The following is a 20,999-nucleotide window of genomic DNA, read 5'->3' on the forward strand; positions in this document are numbered from 1 at the left end:
TGGGCCGCATTGGGGACTTGAGGAGTGGGCCGTGGCCAGTTGTTCCCGCGGGAGCTGGCCGGTCAAGGCTTCTCCGGTTCAGCCAACGAGCCGGGGAAGCCGTCCCCTCCGGCCGGGTCAGGGAAGGTTGCCCTGTTCGCAGATTCGGCGTGCGACCTCGCGGAGCTTGATGTTGGTCTCCTGCGAGTAGCGGCGCAGGAGATCGAAGGCCTGCTCTTCGGTGAGGTGGTTGCTGCCCATGAGGATGCCCATGGCCTCGCCGACGAGGTGGCGGGTGGCGACGGCGTGTTCCATCTGGGCATGGGTGCGGGCGCTGGAGAAGGCGATCGCGGCGTGGGAGGCAAGGAGCCAGCCGGCCGTCTCGCTGTCCTGGGTGAACGCACCGGGCGTGCGGGAGTACAGGTTGAGCGCGCCGAGGTCTTCTTCGTCGGTGAACAGCAGGAAGCCCATCATGCTGCCCACCCCCAGCCGGTGCGCGCGGGGGGCGTAGAGGGGCCAGCGCTGCTGTTCGCTGGTGAGGTCGGGGATGCGGAAGACCCGCTCGCCCGTCGAGGTGTGGGCGGCGTCGAGACACGGCCCCTCACCGAGCTGTTCCTGGAGCCGGTCGCTGTCGATGGCGAACTGGTGGGTGGGAGCGAGTGTCTCCACCTGATTGCCGTGCAGCACGAGGATGCCGGCCGCGTCGCATCCCTCCACCAGCTCGGTGGCGGAGGCGGTGATCCGCGCCACCGTCTTGTCGGTCGAACCCTGCGCGAGCAGGTCCCGCCCCATCGATGCCAGCTGCTGCGCGAACCGTGCCCAGTCCACTTCGCCCTCCGCTGCTCGTCCCGCTCTGGTGGCCTTGTACCCAGACTTCCACGAGTTCTCCACGATGACCTTGCAGTGGGGCTGTGGCCAGGAGGGGGCTGTTTGCGCGGGGGCGGGCGCGTGGCCCCGACAGGATTGGATGCGGGATCCCGGGTACTCGGGGGCTCCTCAGGACGGCAGGACCCAGATCCTGCTCAGCGTTCGAGGCCCGACGCCCTCTGGCCTCCTCATTCAACTTACGGAGTACTCATGATCCGCGCCGTGGCGCTCGTCTGTACCCTCACCCCCTCGCCCGACCGCTCCAGCAGTCACCACCTCGCCGGACAGGTGATGTCCGAACTCGCCGATCTCGGTGTCCAGGGTGAGACCATCCGGGTAGCCGATCACAACGTCCGCTCGGGTATCGCCCGGGACCTGGGCGAGGGCGACGAATGGCCGCAGCTCTGGGAGAAGGTGATGGCCGCCGACATCGTCCTGCTGGCCACCCCGATCTGGCTCGGTCATCCCTCCAGCCTCTGCCAGCGTGTCCTGGAAAGGCTCAACGCCGATATCTCCGAGACCGACGAGGAGGGCCGGCAGCTCCCGTACGGGAAGGTCGGTCTGGTCGCGGTGGTCGGCAATGAGGACGGGGCACACAAGGTGAGTGCCGACCTCTTCCAGGGGCTCAACGACCTCGGGTTCTCTCTGCCGCCCGGCGCGGTCACCTACTGGGTCGGCGAAGCACAACAGGGCACCGACTACCAGGACCTCGACAAGACCCCCGAAGCCGTCGCGGCCACCACCAAGACGCTCGCCACCAACGCCGTGCACCTGGCGAAAATGCTTCAGAACGCGCCGTACCCGCCCGCCTGACCGATCTCTGCCGCCGCGGCGTGGGGCGACGTCCTTGGGCGCGAGCTCATGGGCGTCATCGAGGCGGTCGACCCCCGTATGCGACTTCGACGTTCTAAAGGTCGAGCACCGCGCGGAGGGCGTTGTCGACAAGTTCCTGCTGTTCGGGGCCGATGTTGCCGTGCAGGGTGCCGGTTTCGAAGCGGAGGGCGGATAGCTGGAGGAGGTTGACGGCGACGAGGGAGGCATCCAGCGGGGTGGCCAGGTGCACGCTCATCGCGGTGTCGGGGTGCTGTGCCGGAGCGTGGAGTACGAGGGTGACGACGGCGTTGTAGGCCTCGGCGAGCCCGTCGAGGCTGACGACGAGGACGGTGCGGGTTCCCTTGCCGGTGTCGACGTCCCAGACGTCGCCCTTGCGGATGGTCACAGGGCGTCGCCCTCGCCCGCGAGGTCGAGAGGGGCCAGGGCGGCGAGCTTGCGGGCGGCGTCCAGCGTCATCTGCCGGCGCACGGCGCGCAGGATGTAGTCGTTGAGGGAGGCGGCGCCGGCCGCTGCGTCGCGCAGTTGCTTGTCCATGGCGTCGGGGATCCGCAGAGTGATGGCAGTCATGGTGTCAAATATAGTGGCATGGATGACGTCACGCCAGGCTGCGCGAGCGCCGTGGGCCTCGCTCCTGGAAAGCCCGGAGCCCGGAGGCCGGAGTCGGCATGATCGCGGTGACGGCACTCGTCACGCCCGCGACGATGGTCCGTGAAACGATCTGTCCCGGGTGCGGCGAGGTGCCCGCCTGCGTCCACGGTGGTGTCGGGATGAACGGGCGGGTGTGTCGCCAACTCCGGGGCCCGGCCGAGGAGTTCGTGGCCTTGTTCGGCCCATCGCCGGCGCCAGGCGTCGCGGCCGGCGCAGGTCAGGATGGCCCTTCAGCCCACCCCGTGCAACAGCCGCGAGACGCCGTGCTGTTCAGATGTCGCGCTTCTCCAGCGGAGATACCGCGGGTCCTTGGAGGATCTGTCCGTCCGGGGCGAAGCGGGAGCCGTGGCAGGGGCATTCCCATGCCTGTTCCGCACGGTTGAAGGCGACGATGCAGCCGAGGTGGGTGCAGCGGGCCGAGACGGCGTGCAGTTGCCCGTTCTCGTCGCGGTGAACGGCGCACTGCCGACCGCCCATGCGCAGCACGGTGCCTTCGCCGCGGGGGATGTCTTCCGGGGCCGGTGCCGGGCCCGACAGGGGTGGTATCCGGTCCCCGACGAAGTGCCGGGCCACGTGCGCCTGGTGCTTGAGGAAGGATCCGCCCTCGCGGACCACGGAGACCAGACGGCGCGGATCGTAGAGGCCGCTCCACTCGCACTCGCGTCCGTTGACGAGGTCGCTCAGCAGGCTGCCCGCCATGATGCCGCCGCTCAGCCCCCAGCCGCCGAAGCCGGTGGCCACGTAGGTGTGCCGGCTGCCGACGTGGAGTGGTCCGACGAGGGGCACGGAGTCGGTGGAGTCGTTGTCCTGCGTGGCCCAGCGGTGCGTGAGGGTGAGACCGGGGAAGTGGTCCTGGGCCCAGGCGGAGAGCCGGTCGAAGCGTTCCTCGACATCGGTGGTGCCGGGGGTGAAGTGTTCCCCGGTGACGACCAGGAGGCGTTTGCCGTCGCCGTGGGGGGCGCTGCGGACCGACCGGGTGGCCTGCTCGGGTGTGATGTACATGTCGCGAGGGGCCAGGTCCGCGTCGATGGTGCCTGCCACGACCAGTTCCCGCCTGGGAGACAGCCTGGTGAAGAGCAGGGCCCGGTCGAACACGGGGTAGTGCGTGGCGATCACGACCTCACGGGCACGCACCGACACCCCGGCGTCGGTCGAGAGCACGCAGGGTTTGCCCTCGCTGAGACCCACCACCCGCGTGTTCTCGTACACGGCACCGCCGCGCCGGCGCAGGTCGTCCGCCAGCGCCAGCAGGTACTTGCGGGGATGGAACTGAGCCTGCCCCGTGACGCGGACCGCGCCGGCCACCGGGAAGGGCAGGTCGGTCTTCGTGACGAAGTCGGCCGGCAGTCCCGCCTCGCGTGCCGCTTCCGCCTCCGCCCGCAGCTGCGCCACGCCCCCTGGGTCTTCGGCGTAGGTGAAGGCCGCTGCCTCCTCCCACTCGCAGTCGATGCCCAACTCCTCGATGATCTCGGCGGCATGGCTGATCGCGGCGGACTGTGAGTGTGCGTACAGTCGCGCGCCCTCGGGGCCCCGGGTGCGGCGGAGGTGGTCGTAGACCAGCGTGTGCAGGGCGGTCAGCTTGGCCGTCGTGTGACCGGTGACTCCGGCGGCGAGCCGTCCGGCCTCCAGTACGGCCACCTCGCGTCCCTGCCTCGCCAGCTCCCAGGCCGTACTGAGTCCCGCGATGCCGCCGCCGACGACCGCGACGTCGACGGAGAGGTCACGCGACGGGGGTGGAGCAGCCGGCTCCCCGGGAGGTGCGGACTCCAGCCAGTACGATCCGTTGTTTCCTGCCTCGGCATTCATGGCCGCCGAGTTCCCCCTCGGCGCCGGGCTACGCGAAGCTAGGCCAGGAGCCTCAGCACCGCTTCCTCGACGGCACCCTGGGTGGCCGGTTCGCCGAAGCGGAGGTCCGCGCCCAGGTCGTCCAGGGACGACGCGATGGTCGTGCCCTCCTCGAAGAGTTCGATGACTCGGGGGTTGATGTACGAGGCGCGGCACACGGCGGGCGTGTTCCCCAGGTAGCCGGCCACTTCACGGACGGCGTGCGCGACCGCGCGGCTGCGGGCGGTGCGGGATTCCGCGGCGACGGGCTCCGCCACGGCGAGCGCGACAGCCGCGAGGACAGTGGCGTGCCAGGTGCGGAAGTCCTTGGCCGTGAGGTCGGTGTCCGTGCGCTCGCGAAGGTAGGCGTTGAGGTCGTCCGCGTGCACGTCGTGCCACGCGCCGGCCTGCCAGTAGACGAAGAGGCGCTCGCCGTCGCCGCGTCGGCGCAGCAGTGCGCGCAGGGCCCGGCAGACGGAGTCCTCGGCCAGTGCCCGCGACACGTCCTTCGCGCCCTTGGCCGGATAGCTGAAACACACCTCGCCGCCGCGGCAGGAGACGTGCTCGCGGAGCAGGGTGGTGAGCCCGTACGTCTCATTGTCGCGGCGGTACGAGTCGTTCCCGATCCGGAAGAACCCCAGGTCGAGCATGCGTGCCGCGCAGGCCAACACCCGGTCCCGGCACAGTCCCCGGGCATCGAGGTCCTCGGCCGCGAGCTTCCGCAACCGGGGGAGGGCAGGGGCCACCTCGAGGACGTGCTCGTGCTTGGCCGCCTCGCGCTGCTCGCGGAATTGCGGGTGGTAGAGGTACTGGCGACGCCCCGCGGCATCGGTGCCGGTCGCCTGGATGTGGCCGTTGGCCGCGGGACAGATCCATACGTCCTTCCACGCGGGAGGTACGACCAGGTCGCGCAGGCGTTGTCTCTCGGCCCGGTCGGTGATGGGCCGCCCGTCGGGATCGACGTAGCGGAAGCCTCGCCCGCAGCCGATCCGGGTGATTCCCGGCCGGTGGATGTCGCTGTCTCGCAACCGGACCGGTCGTCGCGAACCGTCCTGCGACGGCGCGGAGTTCACCGCCCTCACCTGATGCGGTCCTCGGCGCCTGCCGGACGGCGCAGCATCCGAAAAGTCAGCAGAAGGGTGAGGGGCCACAGCGCGACGAGACACCACAGGACCGCGGAGTTGGAGGTGAGGATTCCCATGACGAGCAGGAGCAGTGACGCACACGTCAGAGCGGCCACCGCCAGCGGCAGCCACGGTCGGGCCTCCGGGGCGTTCATGGGGCGGCTCATGCGGCGGCCCAGGCGTCGGTCCTGGCGGAGTTCGGCTTCGATCCGCCACAGGGAGAGACGTTCGTACGGCGAGAGTATGACGCCGTCGGGGTCGTTTCGGCTGTCCACGGTGAGTACCTCATTCGTCCCGTGCTGAGGCACCGGGCCGCCCCGCACCGGCCGGCACGGGAGTCCTGGGTGCTGATGACCGAACGAGTTCCCCGCGAAAGCCGACCGACGCCTACGCGGCCGGGACACCTTGGAAGGTTTTACCCACGCCTCTCCCTCTCCTCTTTGTGTGGCGAGCAGCGGCTCCCCAAGCGCCAGAACGCCCCCGCAGATCCGAAGCGGCCGACCTGGCCTTCGTTCTGGCACGGGTACGTGCTGTTCCCAGCGGTTGAGGATGCCCGCCGGGGATACCCGGCTGCGCACGCCATTGATCAAAGGACGAACGAGGAGGCGGACAGTATGCGCGCTCTGACCTGGCATGGCCGGCGGGATGTTCGGGTGGAGACGGTCCCTGATCCGGTGATCGAACAGCCCGACGACGTGATCGTGCGGATCACCTCGACCGGTATCTGCGGTTCCGACCTGCACTTGTACGAGGTCCTCGGGCCGTTCCTGGACTCGGGCGACATCCTGGGCCACGAACCCATGGGCATCGTCGAGGCGGTCGGCCCCGACGTGCGCGACCTCACCCCCGGCGACCGGGTCGTCATCCCCTTCAACGTCTCCTGCGGTACCTGCTTCATGTGCGCACAGGGCCTGCAGTCGCAGTGCGAGACCACGCAGGTGCACGCCTACGGTTCCGGCGCCTCGCTGTTCGGCTACACCAAGCTGTACGGGCAAGTGCCCGGTGGACAGGCCGAGTACCTGCGGGTGCCGTTCGGCAACACCTTGCCGATCAAGGTGCCCGAAGGGCCGCCCGACGACCGCTTCGTCTATCTCTCCGACGTACTGCCGACCGCCTGGCAGGCCGTCGAGTACGCGGCCGTACCGCCCGGCGGATCGCTCACCGTGCTCGGGCTCGGCCCGATCGGCGACATGGCCACACGCATCGCCCAGCACCGGGGCGCCGGGCTGGTCATCGGCGTCGACCTCGTGGACGAACGCCTCGACCGTTCCGCCGCCCACGGGGTGACCTGCCTGGACCTGCGCCGTCACGAGAAGGACCTCGGGGACGCGGTGCGCGACCTGACCGACGGGCGCGGTACCGACGCGGTGATCGACGCGGTCGGTATGGAGGCGCACGGCCACGCGATGGCCAAGGGCGCCCAGTGGGCGGCCGGTCTGCTGCCCGACGCACTGGCCCAGCCGTTCATGGAGAAGGCGGGCGTGGACCGGCTCGGAGCGCTCTACGCGGCGATCGATCTCGTACGCCGCGGCGGCACCGTCTCGCTCTCCGGCGTGTACGGCGGGGCGATGGACCCGCTGCCCCTGCTGCGCATGTTCGACAAGCAGCTCCAGTTCCGGATGGGCCAGGCGAATGTGCGGCGCTGGGTGCCGGAGATCCTGCCGCTGCTCACCGACGGGGATCCCCTCGGCGTCGACGGCTTCGCCACCCACCATCTGCCGCTGGAGGAGGCACCGCAGGCATACGCGGCCTTCCAGACCAAGCAGGACGGCATGATCAAAACCCTGCTGCGACCCTGAACCGTCGGCCTGCCGGATGGCCAAATGGCCTCGGGGCTTCCGGCTGGCCGCCCGGCACAGGGCCCGGGGGCGCTACCGGGCACGCGGTGATGTGTGGGCCTCCCGGTGCTGGTGGAGGTATTCGAGGGCGTCGAGTACCACGGTGCGCCGGTACCAGGAGCGCCATGCCGCGGTCTCGGTCGCCAGGGAGTCGAGGGCGCGGCGCTGTTCATCTGTCAGCCATGTGCCCGGCTTCCTCCAGTGGAGGGTCAAGGTGCCGGTGCACTGGCCGTCGGGGGTGATCAGCGGGAAGGAGTCGATGGCGTGACTCTCGGCTGCGAGGAGTGCGCGGCCGGCGGGGTGGAGCAGGAGATCCGGGTCGACCGCGACGTCGGGTACGGAGACCGGCTCGCGCAGGCGCTGCGCTCGGGCGCACACGTAGGGCGGCCCGGTGACGAGAGCCGCCTGGTCCAGGTATGAGGAGTCGAGTCCTTGGTGCTGTTCCAGCACGAGGGCGTCGCCCTGCGCCGGGTCCGTGAGGTGCAGTTCGGCGGCTTTCACGTCCGAGGGAATGACGGTCGCCTCGTGGAGCGCGGCGAGGAGGACCTGGCGGCGGTCGTGGGCGTCGATGCCGTGCCTGTGCAGGAATCCCGTGGCGGGAGCCGGCAGATGGGTGGAGCGTGCGGCGAACCAGCGTGCGGCGGACTGGGGTGGCGGAGCGGTGACGACGGCGGACGCCAGGACCCGCAGCGGCAGGTTGTGGCGCTGGGAGCCCTCCCGCAACAGGGTGAACGCGGCGTCGGGGCCGGGGAGTTCGTAGCGGGCGAGGAGGATGCCCTGGGCGATGCCGATCATGCTCCTGGTGCGGGCCCTGGCCCGCAGTCCGAACACCTCGTCCCGCAGGTTGTCGGCCTCGTGGGACAGCCTGTCCGCGCGTTGCGCGGTGGTGCCCGTGACGGTGTCGGGCAACGCGGCCAGCGCGTCGGCGAGAGTGTCGTGGACCTGGATGCCTGGTGCTTTCCGGTGCTCCAGCACCGTTCGGACGTCGGGCCCGGCCCCCACGACCAGTACGGGGGAGTACGTGAGGTGGTCGGTGGCGAGCCGAAGGGTACGGAAGGCCGCGACGCTCATGGACTCCACGTCGGCCAGGTCGAGGACGAGTCGTTGCTCGTGCCGACCGGCTTGATCGAGGTGCTGCCGCAGTTCTCGTGCCAGATCGGAGCAGTAGTCGGGCTCGAGGGCGCCCGACAGACACACCACCCTCGCGTAGTCGGTGGCCGTTCGCACCGTCAGGGGCCGACGGCTCGTCATCGTGCATCACTCCAGCAACCCGGCGCCGTCGCCGACGCAGCTACACCGGCCGCGCACCAACGGCCGGGGCGGTCGCTGCCTGACCGCGCACTTTCACCTTCCCCCGGGACAGAGGCGTATGCAAGGACGTCCGGTGGTCGACGCGGCAGGGAATTGACGCAGGCCGGAGTTGAGGGTTCAGGTGTCAGTGCCGGGGGCGCGCTTCGGTCACTGCGGCCGGTGTCAGGGCGCGGGTGACCAGGGCGTAGGCGGTCTCGGTGAGGCGCAGTCCCTGCTCGTACACGTAGGCGTTGAGCAGGTGGGCGGCGTCGGCGACGGTGCTGCCCGTGTACTGGGCGACCATGCCCTTGGCGATCTCCAGAGTGGCCTTGGCCGCGATGACGCTCTGCACGCGGGTGACGATGTCGTCGATGCGGGTGGGTTCGGTCGACCAGTGCATCAGGGCGAGGGCCGCGGAGTCCGCGAGGGCCTGCGCGATATGCAGGTCGTCCTCGGGCAGGTCGCCGGAGCGCCGGCGCAACAGGGTCAGGACGCCCAGGGTGCGCTCGTGCAGCCGGACCGGAACCGCCTGCAGGCAGGCGTATCCAGCCTCGGTCATGGCGGTGGCGAGGGCCGGCCAGCGCTCGTGCTCGGCGGCCATGTCGGGCACGCTCACCGGCACCCCGGTGCGGTAGCAGTCCATGCAGGGGCCGCGGCCGTTGTGCTTCTGGAGCAGTTCGGCGAAGGCGGCGTCCTCGTCGGTCGTCGCCATCGTTTTCAGGTCGCCGCGGCCATCGGCGATCATCACTGCCGCCGCGTTCACGTCCAGCAGGTCCCGGCAACTGTGGACCAGACGATGGAAGAGAGACAGCGGATCGAACTGGGGGGCGTATGTGTCCGACAGGGCGACGAACGCCTCCGCCAGCTGTCGCTCGCGGCTCATGGTCGCCTTCCCGGCGCTTTCGTCGTATGTGCGGGTGTGCGACCCGGGTCGCTCAGTCATCACGGAGGTCCAGGGAGCGGTCGACGACGGCCCGAGCCACTTCCGCGGCGCTGCGGCCCTGGGCGAAGGCCCGTGCGCGCAGGCGCAGCAGAGCCTCCTCGGCGCTCACGCCGAGCTGCACCATGATCATGCCGGTGGCGTGGTACACCTCCTCGTGGTCGGCTTCCGCTCCCGTCAGCCACGTTACGACTCCTTCGGGGCCCGGGGAAGCGTGATCAAGGGCGATGACGGCGAGGGTGACGGCGTCGGCCACCAGCAGGGCGGTCCGCACGTGATCATCGCTCGGGGGACCCGGGGTGTCTTTGTAGAGGTCCAGGGTGCCCAGCGTGCTTCCGGCACCTCCCAGCGGCAGCGAGAACGCCGCCCCGGCGCCGGCCCTGGCGGCTTGAGTGGCGAACAACGGCCAGCGTCGGGTGTCCGGAGCACGCGTCAGGTCGCTGGCGAACACCGGCGCGCGCAGCCGCAATGCCTCCCTGCACGGTCCTTCTCCGAGTGTGTATTGAATCTCCGCCAGCCGGGCGGCGACACCGTCACTGGCACACAGCACCACACCCAGGTTCACGTCGCCTGCCATGACCGAGATCGACAGACCCGACACGAACGGGAGCAGTGAGACGCACGCCCGGCACAGAGCATCCGGTACCTCGGACGGAGGCATCTCGCGCACACCGGCGATGAGTTCATGGGCGATCCGTGCCCGCTCGGTCTCGGCCCCCACTTCGGCATCTCCGTCGCCCTGCGGATCGCCAACGGTCACGACTTCACCTCCCCACGGCCACGGGCACCACGCGCCTTCACTCGATCTTGGCACAGCACGGTGGGAACGACGCGCCTTCACCCAGCCCGATTCGGGTCGTCGCCCGCTGTTCGGCTTGCCGGCTTGAGCGGTCACGGCGGCTCATCTTCTTTCAGAGTCCGGGCCTACGGCCAGCCCTTGTCTCTTCTGGCTCTTTCCTGAATGCCGCGAGTGTCCGCTCGAGACCCGGAGAAACGTCGATCGACCTTTTGACGGCCCCAGGCAGAGGGTCCGAGTGCCGTCCCGAGTGACCGGGCAGCGCGAACACCGCCATGGCAGGCCGCTCTCCGGAAAGGTGCGCGGGCGAGGCGCGGGTGTCCGTGAGGCGAGGGGCAAACCTCCGTGTGCGGGTCCGGTCTTCGGGTACGCGGTGGCCTGAGGTTCCGGGGCGCCGCGCCGCGAACCGCCGGCACCGTCGCCGACCGTGGGGGACCGCGACCTCGGGTGCCCCGCCGGAGACAGTGCGGAAGACCATCGCCGTCCGGCCTCCGCCCGACCCGAACGTTCCGACGCCGAGGAGAATCACGTGACTTCGCTCCACAGCTTCACGGAACCGGCCGAACAGGTCCTGCGCCGGGAGGTGGCGGGATGAGTCGCCGTCCAGGCCGGCTCACGGGAACGCTCGTCCCGCGTCCGGGGGACGACGTAGCCGACGCCACCACCCGCTACCTCCTCTACGGGCTCCTTCCCGGCTGGTTCGTGCCGGGCCTCGCGGACTGGGTGATGCATCGGCGGACCCGGATCGAGGACACTTCCGGGACGAAGGAATCCCTGATCCACGCGCTGATGATGACCGAGGTCGGCATCCCCATCGCGCTGACCCTGCGCTATGAGATCAACCCGCTGCTTCTGGCCGTGCAGTTGGGTGGCGCCGCGGTCCACGAGGCGACCGCGCTGTGGGACGTGAGCACCGCGGTGCGCAGCGAACGTGAGGTCAAGCCGATCGAGCAGCACATCCACAGCTTCCTGGAATCCCTGCCCTTCGCTGCCCTCACCTCCCTGATGTGCCTGCACAGCGAGCAGGTCAAGTCCCTTCTGCGCGGGGGCCGTTCGGACCCCAACGCCTGGCGGTTCGTGCCACGCCGACGACCGCTGTCACGCGGCTATCTCGCGGGCATCGCCGCCGGCATCGGGGCGTGCGTGCTGCTGCCCTACGGGGAGGAGCTGCTGCGCTGCCGCAGGGCGGCCCGGACAGAGGGGAAGCCGGCCCAGGACGAGACCGCATGGCAAGCCTCACAAGGAGACGGAGCATCAGGCGTATCGCGTTCCTGATGGCGCGCGAAGGCCTCGAGCAGATCGAACTGACCGAGCCGTGGCGCGCGGTCACAGAGCAGGGCCATCCGAGCGCCCTCGTGTCGGCGGACCGGGACACATCCAGGCGTTCAACCCCCTGGACAGGGGCGACGTGTTTCCGGTGCAACAGGTGGTGCGCGAGGCGTCGGCCGTGTCGTTCGTACGCGACTTCTTCGACCTGGGCCGACCGGTCGCCGCGATCTGTCACGCGCCGTGGACCCTGATCGAGGCGGACGTGGTCTCGGGCCGCACACTGACGTCGTGGCCGAGCCTGCGCACGGACATCCGCCAGGTAGGAATGAGACGGGACAGCGATTTTTGCGGCCTCGTCGAGGGGGTACTCGGCGCCCATGACGACACAAAACGGAACGATGACACAGAGCGGCCTGCATGACCTGGCCGCGTCGGACGCGGCGATCGGGACGCTCGGTGCCTTTCTCGGCGGTCTCGTCGTCGTGGGCCTGCTGATCTGGGCGGTCCGGCTGGGTGTGAAGGTACGGCGGCAGCAGCCGCGGCCGCCCCAAGCGGACGAGCACCCCACGCTGCCGGAATCCGGACCTGTACGGGAGGTGCGCGAGGTGCGCGAGCCGGACGAGGTTCCGCATGCCGCTGATGAGAGTGAGCGGCTCAGGCCGAGCAACGTTCACCCCTCAGGGAGCAAGCGGAGTGATGATCAAGATGTCCCCAAGTGGGAGCCCGGGTCCAGCGGTTCCTTCGGGAGTGGTGGATCCGGCAGGAAGTGACCAGGTGAGTCGATGAGCCGATCCGACGACGCAGGCAGGGACCACGACTCCCAGCCTGCCCGGTACGACGCGACTCCCTACCTGCCGAAGCGGGGCGGGCTCCCGGCGCACAGACAGGCGGCGGCAGAGTGCCGGGGCTGCCCCCTCTTCGAGAAAGCCACCCGGACAGTTTTCGGAGAGGGCACCTCCACGTCGCGGATCGTGCTCGTCGGAGAGCAGCCCGGAGACCAGGAGGACAGGCGTGGACAGCCGTTCGTCGGTTCCGCCGGCCGGCTGCTGGACAAGGCTCTGGCGGAGGCCGGAATCGAGCGGGACACCGCGTATGTCACCAACGCGGTGAAGCACTTCAAGTTCACGCTCGCCGAGAACGGCAAGCGCCGTATCCACAAGCCGCCGGACCTGCGGGAGCTGGCCGCCTGTCGGCCCTGGCTCCGGGCAGAACTGCGCCTGATCCGGCCGGACGTGGTGGTGGTCCTCGGAGCAACGGCGGGAAAAGCGCTGCTCGGGCCTTCGTTCCGCGTGACCAGGGACCGCGGAACGCTGATCCCGCTGCCGGACGAGGACGGAAACGACGGTGAGGCCGCTCGCTGCGTGGTGGCAACGCTTCATCCTTCGGCCGTGCTGCGCTCCGATGACAGGGAAGCCGCGTACGCGGGGCTGGTGGCGGACCTGGAAGTCGCCGCGAGGGCCTTGCGGAAGGGCCAGTGAAGGCAGTGCCCGGTGCTGTGTCCGGGCTACCCGCCCCTGAGCCGCTGCGGGTGAGGTGGAAAGGCGGCAGGTCTGACGACCTTCGGCCAGGTCCTGATGGATGTGGGCGACCGCACGTGATCGACGCCTTCCTGACCGCCGTTCACCGCGCCATGAACGGAGGCAGGCCCGCCAGTACGCGGTCCGGCGTCAGGGGCAGTTCGCGGTAGCGGACGCCGGTGGCGTGGTGGACCGCGTTGCCGATGGCCGCGGCCGTTCCGACGATCCCGATCTCGCCGATGCCCTTGCTGCCCATCGGGTTGAGATGGGCATCGTGCTCGTCGATCCAGTGGGCTTCGACGGCGAGTACGTCGGCGTGGGCCGGGACGTGGTACGCGGCCAGGTCCGCCTCGGTGAAGTCACCGAACGCGGCGTCCATGGTGCTGCCCTCGGTCAGGGCCATGCCCAGGCCCATGGTCATGCCGCCGATGAACTGGGACCGTGCGGTACGGGAGTTGAGGATGTTCCCGGCGGCGTACACACCCAGCAGACGGCGGACTCGGACCTCGCCGGTGACCGTGTCGACGGCGGTCTCGGCGAAGTGGGCGCCGAAGGCGTGCCGTGCGTAGCCGCTGTCGGCGTCCGCGCTCCCCGCTGTGTCCGCGCTCGCGGTGAGCCCCGGTTCCGGCAGCGGCCCGGTGTGTTCCGCGAGGTCCGCGCGCAGCCGCGTGCAGGCCTCGTGCACCGCCCAGCCCCACGAGGCGGTGCCGGAGGAACCGCCGGCCAGCGAGGCCGACGGCAGGTCGCTGTTGCCGATCTCCGTACGGACCCGCTCCAGCGGTACGCCGAGGGCGTCGGCGGCGACCTGCGCGAGGACGGTACGGGCGCCGGTGCCGATGTCGGTCGCGTTGACCCGCACCGTGAAGCTCCCGTCGGGCAGTGCCTGCGCGGTGGCGGTGGAGGGCTGGATCAGCACCGGGTACACGGCGGCTGCCACCCCGGACCCCATGAGCAGGGGGCCGTCGGACCGCGTACCTGGGCGGGGGTCGCGGTGGGCCCAGTCGAAGCGCCGGGCGCCCTCGCGCAGGCACTCGACCAAGTGCCGGCTGCTGAAGGGCTTGCCGCTGTCCGGTTCGGTGTCCGGCTCGTTCGCGATCCGCAGTTCGACGGGGTCCATGCCGAGGGCGACCGCGAGTTCGTCCATGGCCGACTCCAGCGCGAACATGCCGGGTGCCTCGCCGGGCGCGCGCATCCAGGACGGGCTCGGCACGTCCAGCGGCACGACACGGTGGGTCGTACGGCTGTGGGGTGAGGCGTACATGACGCGAGCGGGCACGGCGGCCTGCTCGACGAACTCCTTGAGGCGCGAGGTGTGGGTGATCACCTCGTGCAGGAGGGTGGTGAGGGAGCCCTGGCCGTCGGCGCCCAGGCGGACCCGGTGCAGGGTGGGGGCGCGATGTCCGACGAGGGTGGGGAGGAAGCGGCGGGGGAGGGCCACGGTCACGGGACGTCCCGTCTGCCGTGCCGCCATCGCCGCCAGCACCACGTGCGGGCGGGGCGTCCCCTTGGACCCGAAGCCGCCGCCGACGTGTTCGGACATGACGGTGACCTGGGCCTCGGGGAGCTGGAACAGTGCGGCCAGTGTGGCTCGTACGGCCGTGGCGCCCTGACTGGAGTCGTGCGCGACGAGCCGGGGGCCCTCCCACTGGGCGGTGGCCGCGTGCGGCTCCATGGGGTGGTTGTGCAGGGGCGGCACGCGGTAGCGGGTGTCGACGCGGACCGCGGCGGACGCGAACGCGCCCTCGGGGTTGCCGCGTTCACGGTGGCCGGGATACCCGCCGTTGGCTTCTTCGGGGACGTACGCCCCCGGGTGGCTCTCGGTGAGCGTCACGTCGTGGTCCCGCACGTCGTACTCGACACGGACCGCCGCGGCACCGGCCCGGGCCGCCTCCAGTGTCTCGGCGACGACCAGAGCGATGGGCCAACCCCTGTGCGGCACACGAGAGTTCTGCAGGACGGCGAGTGTGGGGTCGTCGGCGTCGGCGAGCCGGGGAGCGTTTTCGTGGGTGAGCACGGCGAGGACCCCGGTAAGGCCCAGCGCGTCGCGTGTGTCGATGGCGCGGACCGCGCCACAGGCGATCGCGGCGGTAACGGGCCAGGCGTGCAGGCGACCGGGAACGGTGTGTTCGGCGGCGTAGCGGGCCGTGCCCGTGACCTTCTCGCGCCCTTCCCGGCGCCCGGCGGGTGTGCCCAGTGCGGTGTCCGTGTCGGCCATGGAGTCCTCCTCGCGGTGCCGGAGCGGAAGTGCCGTCAGGTGCTGGTCGTCGGTGGCGCGAGCCGGGTCAGGACGTCGAGGGCGAGATTGCGGGCCAGGCGCACCTTGTAGGCGTTGTCGTGCAGGGGCTGTGCGGCGGCGAGTTCGAGGTCCACGGCATGCTCGAAGGCCGCGGCCGTGGGTGCGGCACCCAGCAGCGCCTGTTCCGCGCGCCGGGCACGCCAGGGCCGGTGCGCGAGCGCCCCGAAGGCGATACCGACGTGCTGTACGACGCCGTCGTCCACCCCCAGCACCGCCGCGACGGAGGCGAGGGCGAAGGCGTAGGAGGCGCGGTCGCGGGCTTTGCGGTAGAGCGAGGCCAGTCCGGCCGCGTCGGGCGGCAGCACGACGGCGGTGATGAGTTCGCCGGGGCGGATCTCGGTGTCGCGTTCGGGGTGGTCACCGGGCAGTCGGTGGAACTCGGCGGCGGGGACGGAACGCTCGCCGGCGGTCCCGTACAGCTCGATGCGCGCGTCGAGGGCGGCCAGCGCGACGGCCATGTCGGAGGGGTGTGTGGCGATGCAGTGCGGCGAGTGCCCGAGGACCGCGTGGTCGCGGTGGACGCCGTCCCGGGCGCCGCATCCGCTGCCGGGCTCGCGCTTATTGCATGGCTTGCCGGTGTCCTGGAAGTAAGGGCAGCGGGTTCGCTGGAGCAGGTTGCCGCCGGTCGTCGCGATGTTGCGCAGCTGTCCGGAGGCTCCCGCGAGCAGCGCCTGGGAGAGCGCCGGATAGCGGTCGCGTACCAAGGGGTGGGCCGCGAGGTCGCTGTTGCGGACGGTGGCCCCGATCCGCAGTGCGCCGTCGGGCAGTTCCTCCACCGAGTCCAGGGGCAGCCGGCTGACGTCGACGAGGGTGTCCGGCTGCTCCACACCGAGCTTCATCAGATCGACGAGGTTGGTGCCGCCGCCGAGATACCGGGCGCCGGGGTGGGAGGCGTAGGCGTCGGCCGCTTCCTCGACGCTGTCCGCGCGTACATAGCCGATGGGCTTCACGGGATCACGTCCTCGACGGCTTCCACGATGTGGGGGTAGGCGCCGCAGCGGCAGAGGTTGCCGCTGAGCCGTTCGCGGATCTCCGCCCGGTCCAGCGTTACGGGCGGCCCGGACGGGACGCGGGGGTCGGTGACGTGGGAGGGATGTCCGGCGGCGGCCTCGGCGAGCGCGCCGATGGCGCTGCAGATCTGCCCCGGCGTGCAGTAGCCGCACTGGAAGGCGTCACGGTCCAGGAAGGCCCGCTGGAGTGGATGGAGTTCCTCGCCGTCGCCGCCGAGTCCCTCGACGGTCGTGATGTCACCGCCGTCAAGGGCGACGGCGGGGAGCAGGCAGCTGTTGGCACGGCGGCCGTCGACCAGAACCGTGCAGGCGCCGCACTGGCCGTGGTCACAGCCCTTCTTGGCGCCGGTCAGGTCGAGGTCCTCGCGCAGGACGTCCAGGAGTACCGAGCGGTGGTCGACGGTGAGTTCGTGCGGTTTGCCGTTCACCCGCAAGGTGATCGTCGAGTGGTGCCGGTCGGGTGGGCCGGTGCTGGGGCGTGCGGCCTCGGATTCCATGGAGGGCCTCCTGTGCGTACGGGCCGTCGGACGGTGGGCGGACACTCGGAGAACGGAGCGACGAGGACTACAGGGATGTGTCCTCATCGTCAGGGATCTGATGGACGGCTGCCTCTTCTGCTGACGCCGCTCCGCCGTCGATGCCCACGTCCTCGGCGATCAGGTCCTTCTCGGCGTCCTCGTGCGCGCCCTCGTCCGGAGCCACGAGGCGTCCGGCCCGGTCCGCCCCCACCTCGCCGTCCACCGGCTCGCCCTCCCCGCCCGCGAGATCCCCTACGCCGTCCTCCGCGCCGGGCTGCTCCAACGCGGGGTCGACGCGCTCTTCGGCCAGCCTCTGGTCCAGGCTCTCGCCCTCGCGCTGCTCACGCGCGGTCGTGCCCTGGTGCTCCACCGCGAGCGGACGCTCGGGCGGTGACCAGCCTTCCTCGTAGGGGTCGCTGCCCCGGTCGTTGAGCGTGTCCTCCGGGTCGAGGATGCCCTCGTCCTCCCGGTCGTCGGGGCCCTCGGGCTGGTAGACCTCGTCACCCATGACGTCGTCGCGGTTCTGGCTCCCCATGGCGTGCGTACCTTTCGGACGATGCGGATTCCTCCAGTCCGCGTATCCAGGCACGCCTCGTCCACACGCCCGTATGTCGATGTATGCGGACGTGTGTGCCGGAGAGCCGGGGGTACCCGCCGCTGTCCGGCAAGGAAGCGCAACCCCGGAACACGAAGGAGGCACGGATGACCAGCAACACGGAGACCGGCGGTGCGACGGGCACGGCGGACAAGGACTACAACCTCGTCTGGTACGTGGAGGCGTGCTTGAGCAACGCGTTGCGCCTGGAGTCGTACATCGCGGACGCGGAGCGGGAGAAGGACTCCGAGGTCGCGGACCTTTTCCGCAAGGCCCAGGCGGACAGCCGCAAGGGTGCGGAGCTGGGCAAGCGGCTGCTGCGCGCGCGGCTGGACGGCAACTGAGAGGTCGCGCGCGGAACGCGACAACAGCACCAGCGATCTTCGCTCCTCGGGGGAGTCAGGGCGTGATCCTGGCTCCCCTTCGCGCTATCGACGCCCGCCTCCTCATGGACCGGCCGCCCGCGGGCGGCCGGTAGGAACCGGCGCCTGCTCGCGGGGGCACGGCGACCGCGGGAACAAGGCGAGTCGGATGAAGATCAGCAAATGAAGCCGATGGCCTGCGCGGCCGCGAGCCACGGGTCGTGGTCTTTCACCGGGCCTTGGGCTGTGCCCCGCGCGGCCGGCCGACAGGCAGCGCGGGCTGGCCCGGACGGGCTCGCGAGGTTGTCTCCTCGACGCGCCGTCGGGATTCACCCAGGCAACACCCCCGATCGATGGTGACCTCGCCCGTCTCGGGACCCTTACGCCACCGCGTTGAGCATGTCCGCCAGCACGTCGGGCCGTTCCAGGGCGATGAAGTGGCCGGCCTTCGGCACCTGGGTGAAGTCGGCGGCAGCCAGCAGCTTCTTGTTGGCTTCGCGGTCCGAGGGGCGGGACCAGTCCTTCTCGCCGTAGACGAGGTGGATGGGAGCCTTGACCTCGGGGTAGCGGGAGCGGGCCGCGATGAGGCTGGGCAGAGCCTGGTACACGCCCCTGGCGACGCTGGGGTAATGGGGACGTCTGCCCACCTGGAGGAGTTCGTCCACGTAGTCCTCGCGCAGAGCGCTCGTGTCGCCCAGGCCGCCCTGGAAGATCTTGCGGAGGGCGGGCTTGGGCTCGACACCGGCGATCACAGGGCCGACGCCTGGCAGGAGGACGCCGCTGACCACCACGCGGGCGAGGAGGCTGGAGCGGGCGATCCCGCCGCGGAAGTCGTAGGCGTTGACCGCGACGACGCGCCGGACCCGCTCGGGCAGATCGACCGCGGCGGTCAGGGCGAGCACAGCGCCCATGGACTCCCCGACGAGCGTCACGTCGTGGAGGTCGAGTTCGGTGAGGAGTCGTTCGACGCCCGCGCGCATGGCCGGCTCGGCGTACGACGCCCCGGGCACGATCTCGGAGTAGCCCATCCCCGGCAGATCGAGGGCGTACACGGTGTAGTGGTCCGCGACCAGGGGGATGAGGTGGCGGAAGTGCTCGGCCTGGGTGCGCACGGTGTGCAGTAGGACCAGGGGGGCACCGCTGCCCGCCTTGAGGTAGCGCAGCGTTCCCTCGCGGTCGGCTCGTCCTGCGCGCGGGGTGATGGTGTGGCTGGTGGTCCCGGGGATGTGAATTGTGGGGCGTGCATCCTGGCTGGGCATCTTGCCGTCTCCTTGTCCTGTCTTCTCGGTGTTACGTGGCCAGCTGGGCGTACAACCCGGCGAGATCGGCGATGGCACGGGGGCGGACTTGGGTGCGTCGACTCTCGCCGCCAAGTCCGTGTCGGCGTAGCCCATGTGCTGTCCGGTACCGAGGACGTCTGCACCCTTCAGCGCGGCCATGACTGCCTCCACAGGAACCGGAAACCGATCGGTTCCGCTCACAGTAAACAGATCGGTTTCCGCGTGCAAGCCCATCGGGAGAGCCCGTCGCGTGGAGCCGACCGCGGAGGGTCGTTCGGTAGCCGTGAATCCCCGGGATGGCGGTCTCCAGCCCCCGGGCTGGAGGGGACCCGTTCGCTTGCGCGGTGGAAACCGATCTGTTTTCCTATTTGGGAAACAGATCGGTTTCCTGCCGGTGCTCGGCCTCTGACCAGTGACAAAGGGAAAAGATGACTACCATCTCCGACCGTGGGGCACGCGCCTCCGGGAAATCAGCCTCGGGTCGCCGCGGCTCACATGCCGTGCGCTGGTGGGTGCTTGTCGTGCTGGGCACAGCGCAGCTCATGGTCACGCTCGACGCGACCGTGGTGAACATCGCCCTGCCCGCAGCACAGCATGACCTCGGTTTCAGTGACGGCAGCCGGCAGTGGGTCATCACGGGTTACGCCCTGGCGTTCGGCAGTCTGCTGCTGCTCGGCGGACGGCTCGGCGACCTGTTCGGCCGGCGCACCACCTTTGTCACCGGCCTCATCGGCTTCGCGGGCGCGTCCGTCCTCGGCGGTGCGGCAGGCAGCTTCGACATCCTCGTCACGGCACGTGTGGCCCAAGGGCTCTTCGCCGCACTGCTCGCACCCGCCGCACTCTCACTGCTCAGCGTGACCTTCACCCATCCCGCCGAGAGGGCGAAGGCCTTCGGCATCTTCAGCGCGCTGGCCGGTGCGGGCGGCGCGATCGGGCTGCTGCTCGGCGGCATGCTCACCGAATGGGCGTCGTGGCGCTGGGTGATGTACGTGAACGTCATCTTCGCGGCCGTCGCGCTGGTCGGTGCGGTGCTGCTGCTGGCCAAGCCCGCGGTTGCCGAGCGGCCCAAACTCGATATTCCGGGCACCATCGTGGTGAGTGCCGCGCTGTTCGCCATCGTCTACGGGTTCGCGCACGTCGAATCCACGAGCTGGACCAATCCGGTCACCCTCGGCTCCATGATCGTCGGCGTGGTGCTGCTCGCGGTGTTCGTCTGGCTGGAGTCCAGGGTCGCGCATCCTCTGCTGCCGCTGCGCCTCGTGCTGAACCGGACCCGCGGTGGTTCGTTCCTGGCGGTGTTGGTCATCGCCATGGGGATGTTCTCGATCTTCCTGTTCCTGACCTATTACCTGGAGGCCAGCCTCGGCTACTCGCCGATCAAGACCGGTCTGGCGTTCCTGCCGATGGTCGCGGGCATCGTCGCCGCGTCGACCACGGCTCCGTCGCTGCTGCTGCCCAGGGTCGGCCCGAAGATCGTGGTCAGCGCCAGTTTCCTGGTCGCCGCGTCCGGTATGGCCCTGCTGAACAGGCTCGCACTCGACAGCACCTACGTCGCCCACATCATGCCCGGCCTGATCCTGCTGGGGCTAGGCCTCGGCGGGGTGATGACCACGGCCTTCCAGGGTGCGACCGCGGGTGTGCACCACGAGGACGCAGGTGTCGCCTCGGCGTTGATCAACACCGGCCAGCAGGTGGGCGGTTCGATCAGTACGGCGTTGCTGACCACCGTCGCCTCGTCGGCCGCGACCGACTACGCGTCCTCGCACAAGCCGGGCGCGCTGACCGTGGCGCAGGCCGGTGTCGAGGGCTATACGGCCACCTTGGCGTGGGGTGCCGGGTTCTTCGTGGTCGGTGCGGTGCTCGCTGCGCTCCTGATACCGAACGCGGCTCTGGCGCCTGCGGAGGGCGAGCCCGTGATCGCTCACTGAGCCTGAATCCACCGCGGACACGCGGTGGACCGCGGCGAGTGGACAGGGGGAGGTGCCCTGCTGCCTGGTCGGGTGGTGTCTTCA

The 20,999-nt window shown here is 70.2% G+C and carries 21 protein-coding genes and 1 pseudogene; 8 read left to right on the top strand and 14 right to left on the bottom strand.

Going from position 1 to position 20,999, the window contains the following annotated elements; translation table 11 throughout:
- Positions 1 to 117: 117 nt before the first annotated feature.
- Positions 118 to 807: a GAF and ANTAR domain-containing protein gene (locus ACIQI8_RS41110; RefSeq protein ID WP_402363000.1), complete on the bottom strand. Its 690-nt coding sequence runs from the start codon at positions 805 to 807 to the stop codon at positions 118 to 120.
- Positions 808 to 1,056: 249 nt separating this feature from the next.
- Here ACIQI8_RS41110 and ACIQI8_RS41115 point away from each other — a divergent pair, with 249 nt between their 5' ends.
- On the top strand, positions 1,057 to 1,659 hold the full coding sequence (locus ACIQI8_RS41115; protein ID WP_402363002.1) for a flavodoxin family protein: 603 nt from the start codon (positions 1,057 to 1,059) through the stop codon (positions 1,657 to 1,659).
- A 94-nt stretch (positions 1,660 to 1,753) separates the two neighbouring features.
- Here ACIQI8_RS41115 and ACIQI8_RS41120 read toward each other — a convergent pair whose 3' ends face one another.
- The 5 genes from ACIQI8_RS41120 to ACIQI8_RS41140 form a co-directional block, all read right to left on the bottom strand.
- The gene (locus ACIQI8_RS41120; protein ID WP_402363005.1) at positions 1,754 to 2,065 is read right to left on the bottom strand and encodes a hypothetical protein; all 312 of its coding nucleotides are present in this window, start codon (positions 2,063 to 2,065) and stop codon (positions 1,754 to 1,756) included.
- Positions 2,062 to 2,247, bottom strand: coding sequence for a hypothetical protein (locus ACIQI8_RS41125; RefSeq protein ID WP_280875546.1), 186 nt, complete (start codon positions 2,245 to 2,247; stop codon positions 2,062 to 2,064). Before ACIQI8_RS41125 ends, ACIQI8_RS41120 begins: the two co-directional genes overlap by 4 nt.
- Positions 2,248 to 2,598: 351 nt before the next feature.
- On the bottom strand, positions 2,599 to 4,134 hold the full coding sequence (locus ACIQI8_RS41130) for an FAD-dependent oxidoreductase (protein ID WP_402363008.1): 1,536 nt from the start codon (positions 4,132 to 4,134) through the stop codon (positions 2,599 to 2,601).
- 38 nt (positions 4,135 to 4,172) lie between these two features.
- Positions 4,173 to 5,225, bottom strand: coding sequence for a DNA topoisomerase IB (locus tag ACIQI8_RS41135; RefSeq protein ID WP_402363011.1), 1,053 nt, complete (start codon positions 5,223 to 5,225; stop codon positions 4,173 to 4,175).
- Positions 5,226 to 5,230: 5 nt separating this feature from the next.
- Positions 5,231 to 5,551, bottom strand: coding sequence for a DUF3040 domain-containing protein (locus ACIQI8_RS41140; RefSeq protein ID WP_402363014.1), 321 nt, complete (start codon positions 5,549 to 5,551; stop codon positions 5,231 to 5,233).
- Positions 5,552 to 5,890: 339 nt separating this feature from the next.
- Between ACIQI8_RS41140 and ACIQI8_RS41145 the strand changes: the two genes are divergently transcribed.
- Positions 5,891 to 7,075 (top strand): zinc-dependent alcohol dehydrogenase, encoded by a 1,185-nt coding sequence (locus ACIQI8_RS41145; RefSeq protein ID WP_402363017.1) that lies wholly within the window; start codon positions 5,891 to 5,893, stop codon positions 7,073 to 7,075.
- A 72-nt stretch (positions 7,076 to 7,147) separates the two neighbouring features.
- Here ACIQI8_RS41145 and ACIQI8_RS41150 read toward each other — a convergent pair whose 3' ends face one another.
- The 3 genes from ACIQI8_RS41150 to ACIQI8_RS41160 all read right to left on the bottom strand — a co-directional run bounded on the left by ACIQI8_RS41150 (position 7,148) and on the right by ACIQI8_RS41160 (position 10,104).
- On the bottom strand, positions 7,148 to 8,365 hold the full coding sequence (locus ACIQI8_RS41150; RefSeq protein WP_402363020.1) for an ANTAR domain-containing protein: 1,218 nt from the start codon (positions 8,363 to 8,365) through the stop codon (positions 7,148 to 7,150).
- Between the two features lie 184 nt (positions 8,366 to 8,549).
- Positions 8,550 to 9,287: a GAF domain-containing protein gene (locus tag ACIQI8_RS41155; protein WP_402363023.1), complete on the bottom strand. Its 738-nt coding sequence runs from the start codon at positions 9,285 to 9,287 to the stop codon at positions 8,550 to 8,552.
- A gap of 52 nt (positions 9,288 to 9,339) precedes the next feature.
- Positions 9,340 to 10,104, bottom strand: coding sequence for a GAF and ANTAR domain-containing protein (locus ACIQI8_RS41160; protein ID WP_402363026.1), 765 nt, complete (start codon positions 10,102 to 10,104; stop codon positions 9,340 to 9,342).
- Positions 10,105 to 10,731: 627 nt separating this feature from the next.
- On the opposite strand from ACIQI8_RS41160, the gene ACIQI8_RS41165 reads away from it, so the two are divergent.
- The 4 genes and pseudogenes from ACIQI8_RS41165 to ACIQI8_RS41180 all read left to right on the top strand — a co-directional run bounded on the left by ACIQI8_RS41165 (position 10,732) and on the right by ACIQI8_RS41180 (position 12,887).
- Positions 10,732 to 11,415, top strand: a complete 684-nt coding sequence (locus ACIQI8_RS41165; protein WP_402363029.1) for a diguanylate cyclase — start codon at positions 10,732 to 10,734, stop codon at positions 11,413 to 11,415.
- Positions 11,367 to 11,734: pseudogene (locus tag ACIQI8_RS41170) on the top strand (DJ-1/PfpI family protein); the annotation flags it as partial. The gene ACIQI8_RS41165 and the pseudogene ACIQI8_RS41170, both read left to right, overlap by 49 nt.
- A gap of 73 nt (positions 11,735 to 11,807) precedes the next feature.
- The gene (locus ACIQI8_RS41175; protein ID WP_402363032.1) at positions 11,808 to 12,179 is read left to right on the top strand and encodes a DUF6479 family protein; all 372 of its coding nucleotides are present in this window, start codon (positions 11,808 to 11,810) and stop codon (positions 12,177 to 12,179) included.
- Between the two features lie 12 nt (positions 12,180 to 12,191).
- Positions 12,192 to 12,887 (top strand): UdgX family uracil-DNA binding protein, encoded by a 696-nt coding sequence (locus ACIQI8_RS41180; RefSeq protein ID WP_402363034.1) that lies wholly within the window; start codon positions 12,192 to 12,194, stop codon positions 12,885 to 12,887.
- Positions 12,888 to 13,029: 142 nt separating this feature from the next.
- Here ACIQI8_RS41180 and ACIQI8_RS41185 read toward each other — a convergent pair whose 3' ends face one another.
- The 4 genes from ACIQI8_RS41185 to ACIQI8_RS41200 all read right to left on the bottom strand — a co-directional run bounded on the left by ACIQI8_RS41185 (position 13,030) and on the right by ACIQI8_RS41200 (position 17,285).
- The gene (locus ACIQI8_RS41185; RefSeq protein WP_402363037.1) at positions 13,030 to 15,141 is read right to left on the bottom strand and encodes a xanthine dehydrogenase family protein molybdopterin-binding subunit; all 2,112 of its coding nucleotides are present in this window, start codon (positions 15,139 to 15,141) and stop codon (positions 13,030 to 13,032) included.
- 35 nt (positions 15,142 to 15,176) lie between these two features.
- The gene (locus ACIQI8_RS41190; protein ID WP_402363040.1) at positions 15,177 to 16,172 is read right to left on the bottom strand and encodes an FAD binding domain-containing protein; all 996 of its coding nucleotides are present in this window, start codon (positions 16,170 to 16,172) and stop codon (positions 15,177 to 15,179) included.
- The gene (locus tag ACIQI8_RS41195) at positions 16,169 to 16,729 is read right to left on the bottom strand and encodes a (2Fe-2S)-binding protein (protein ID WP_402363043.1); all 561 of its coding nucleotides are present in this window, start codon (positions 16,727 to 16,729) and stop codon (positions 16,169 to 16,171) included. The genes ACIQI8_RS41190 and ACIQI8_RS41195 overlap by 4 nt, the downstream gene beginning before the upstream one ends.
- A 67-nt stretch (positions 16,730 to 16,796) precedes the next feature.
- A complete protein-coding gene (locus ACIQI8_RS41200; RefSeq protein ID WP_402363046.1) occupies positions 16,797 to 17,285 on the bottom strand; it encodes a DUF5709 domain-containing protein in 489 nt (162 codons plus the stop codon).
- A 167-nt stretch (positions 17,286 to 17,452) separates the two neighbouring features.
- Between ACIQI8_RS41200 and ACIQI8_RS41205 the strand changes: the two genes are divergently transcribed.
- Complete coding sequence (locus ACIQI8_RS41205) at positions 17,453 to 17,689, top strand: hypothetical protein (protein WP_402363049.1); 237 nt, start codon at positions 17,453 to 17,455, stop codon at positions 17,687 to 17,689.
- 398 nt (positions 17,690 to 18,087) lie between these two features.
- Here ACIQI8_RS41205 and ACIQI8_RS41210 read toward each other — a convergent pair whose 3' ends face one another.
- The gene (locus ACIQI8_RS41210) at positions 18,088 to 18,966 is read right to left on the bottom strand and encodes an alpha/beta fold hydrolase (RefSeq protein WP_402363052.1); all 879 of its coding nucleotides are present in this window, start codon (positions 18,964 to 18,966) and stop codon (positions 18,088 to 18,090) included.
- 449 nt (positions 18,967 to 19,415) lie between these two features.
- On the opposite strand from ACIQI8_RS41210, the gene ACIQI8_RS41215 reads away from it, so the two are divergent.
- Positions 19,416 to 20,915 carry an MFS transporter gene (locus ACIQI8_RS41215; RefSeq protein ID WP_402363055.1) on the top strand — a complete coding sequence of 500 codons (1,500 nt, stop codon included), beginning with the start codon at positions 19,416 to 19,418 and terminating at the stop codon, positions 20,913 to 20,915.
- The last annotated feature ends 84 nt before the right edge of the window (positions 20,916 to 20,999 follow it).

It is taken from the genome of Streptomyces sp. NPDC092369 (assembly GCF_044755245.1).
GTDB lineage: Bacteria > Actinomycetota > Actinomycetes > Streptomycetales > Streptomycetaceae > Streptomyces.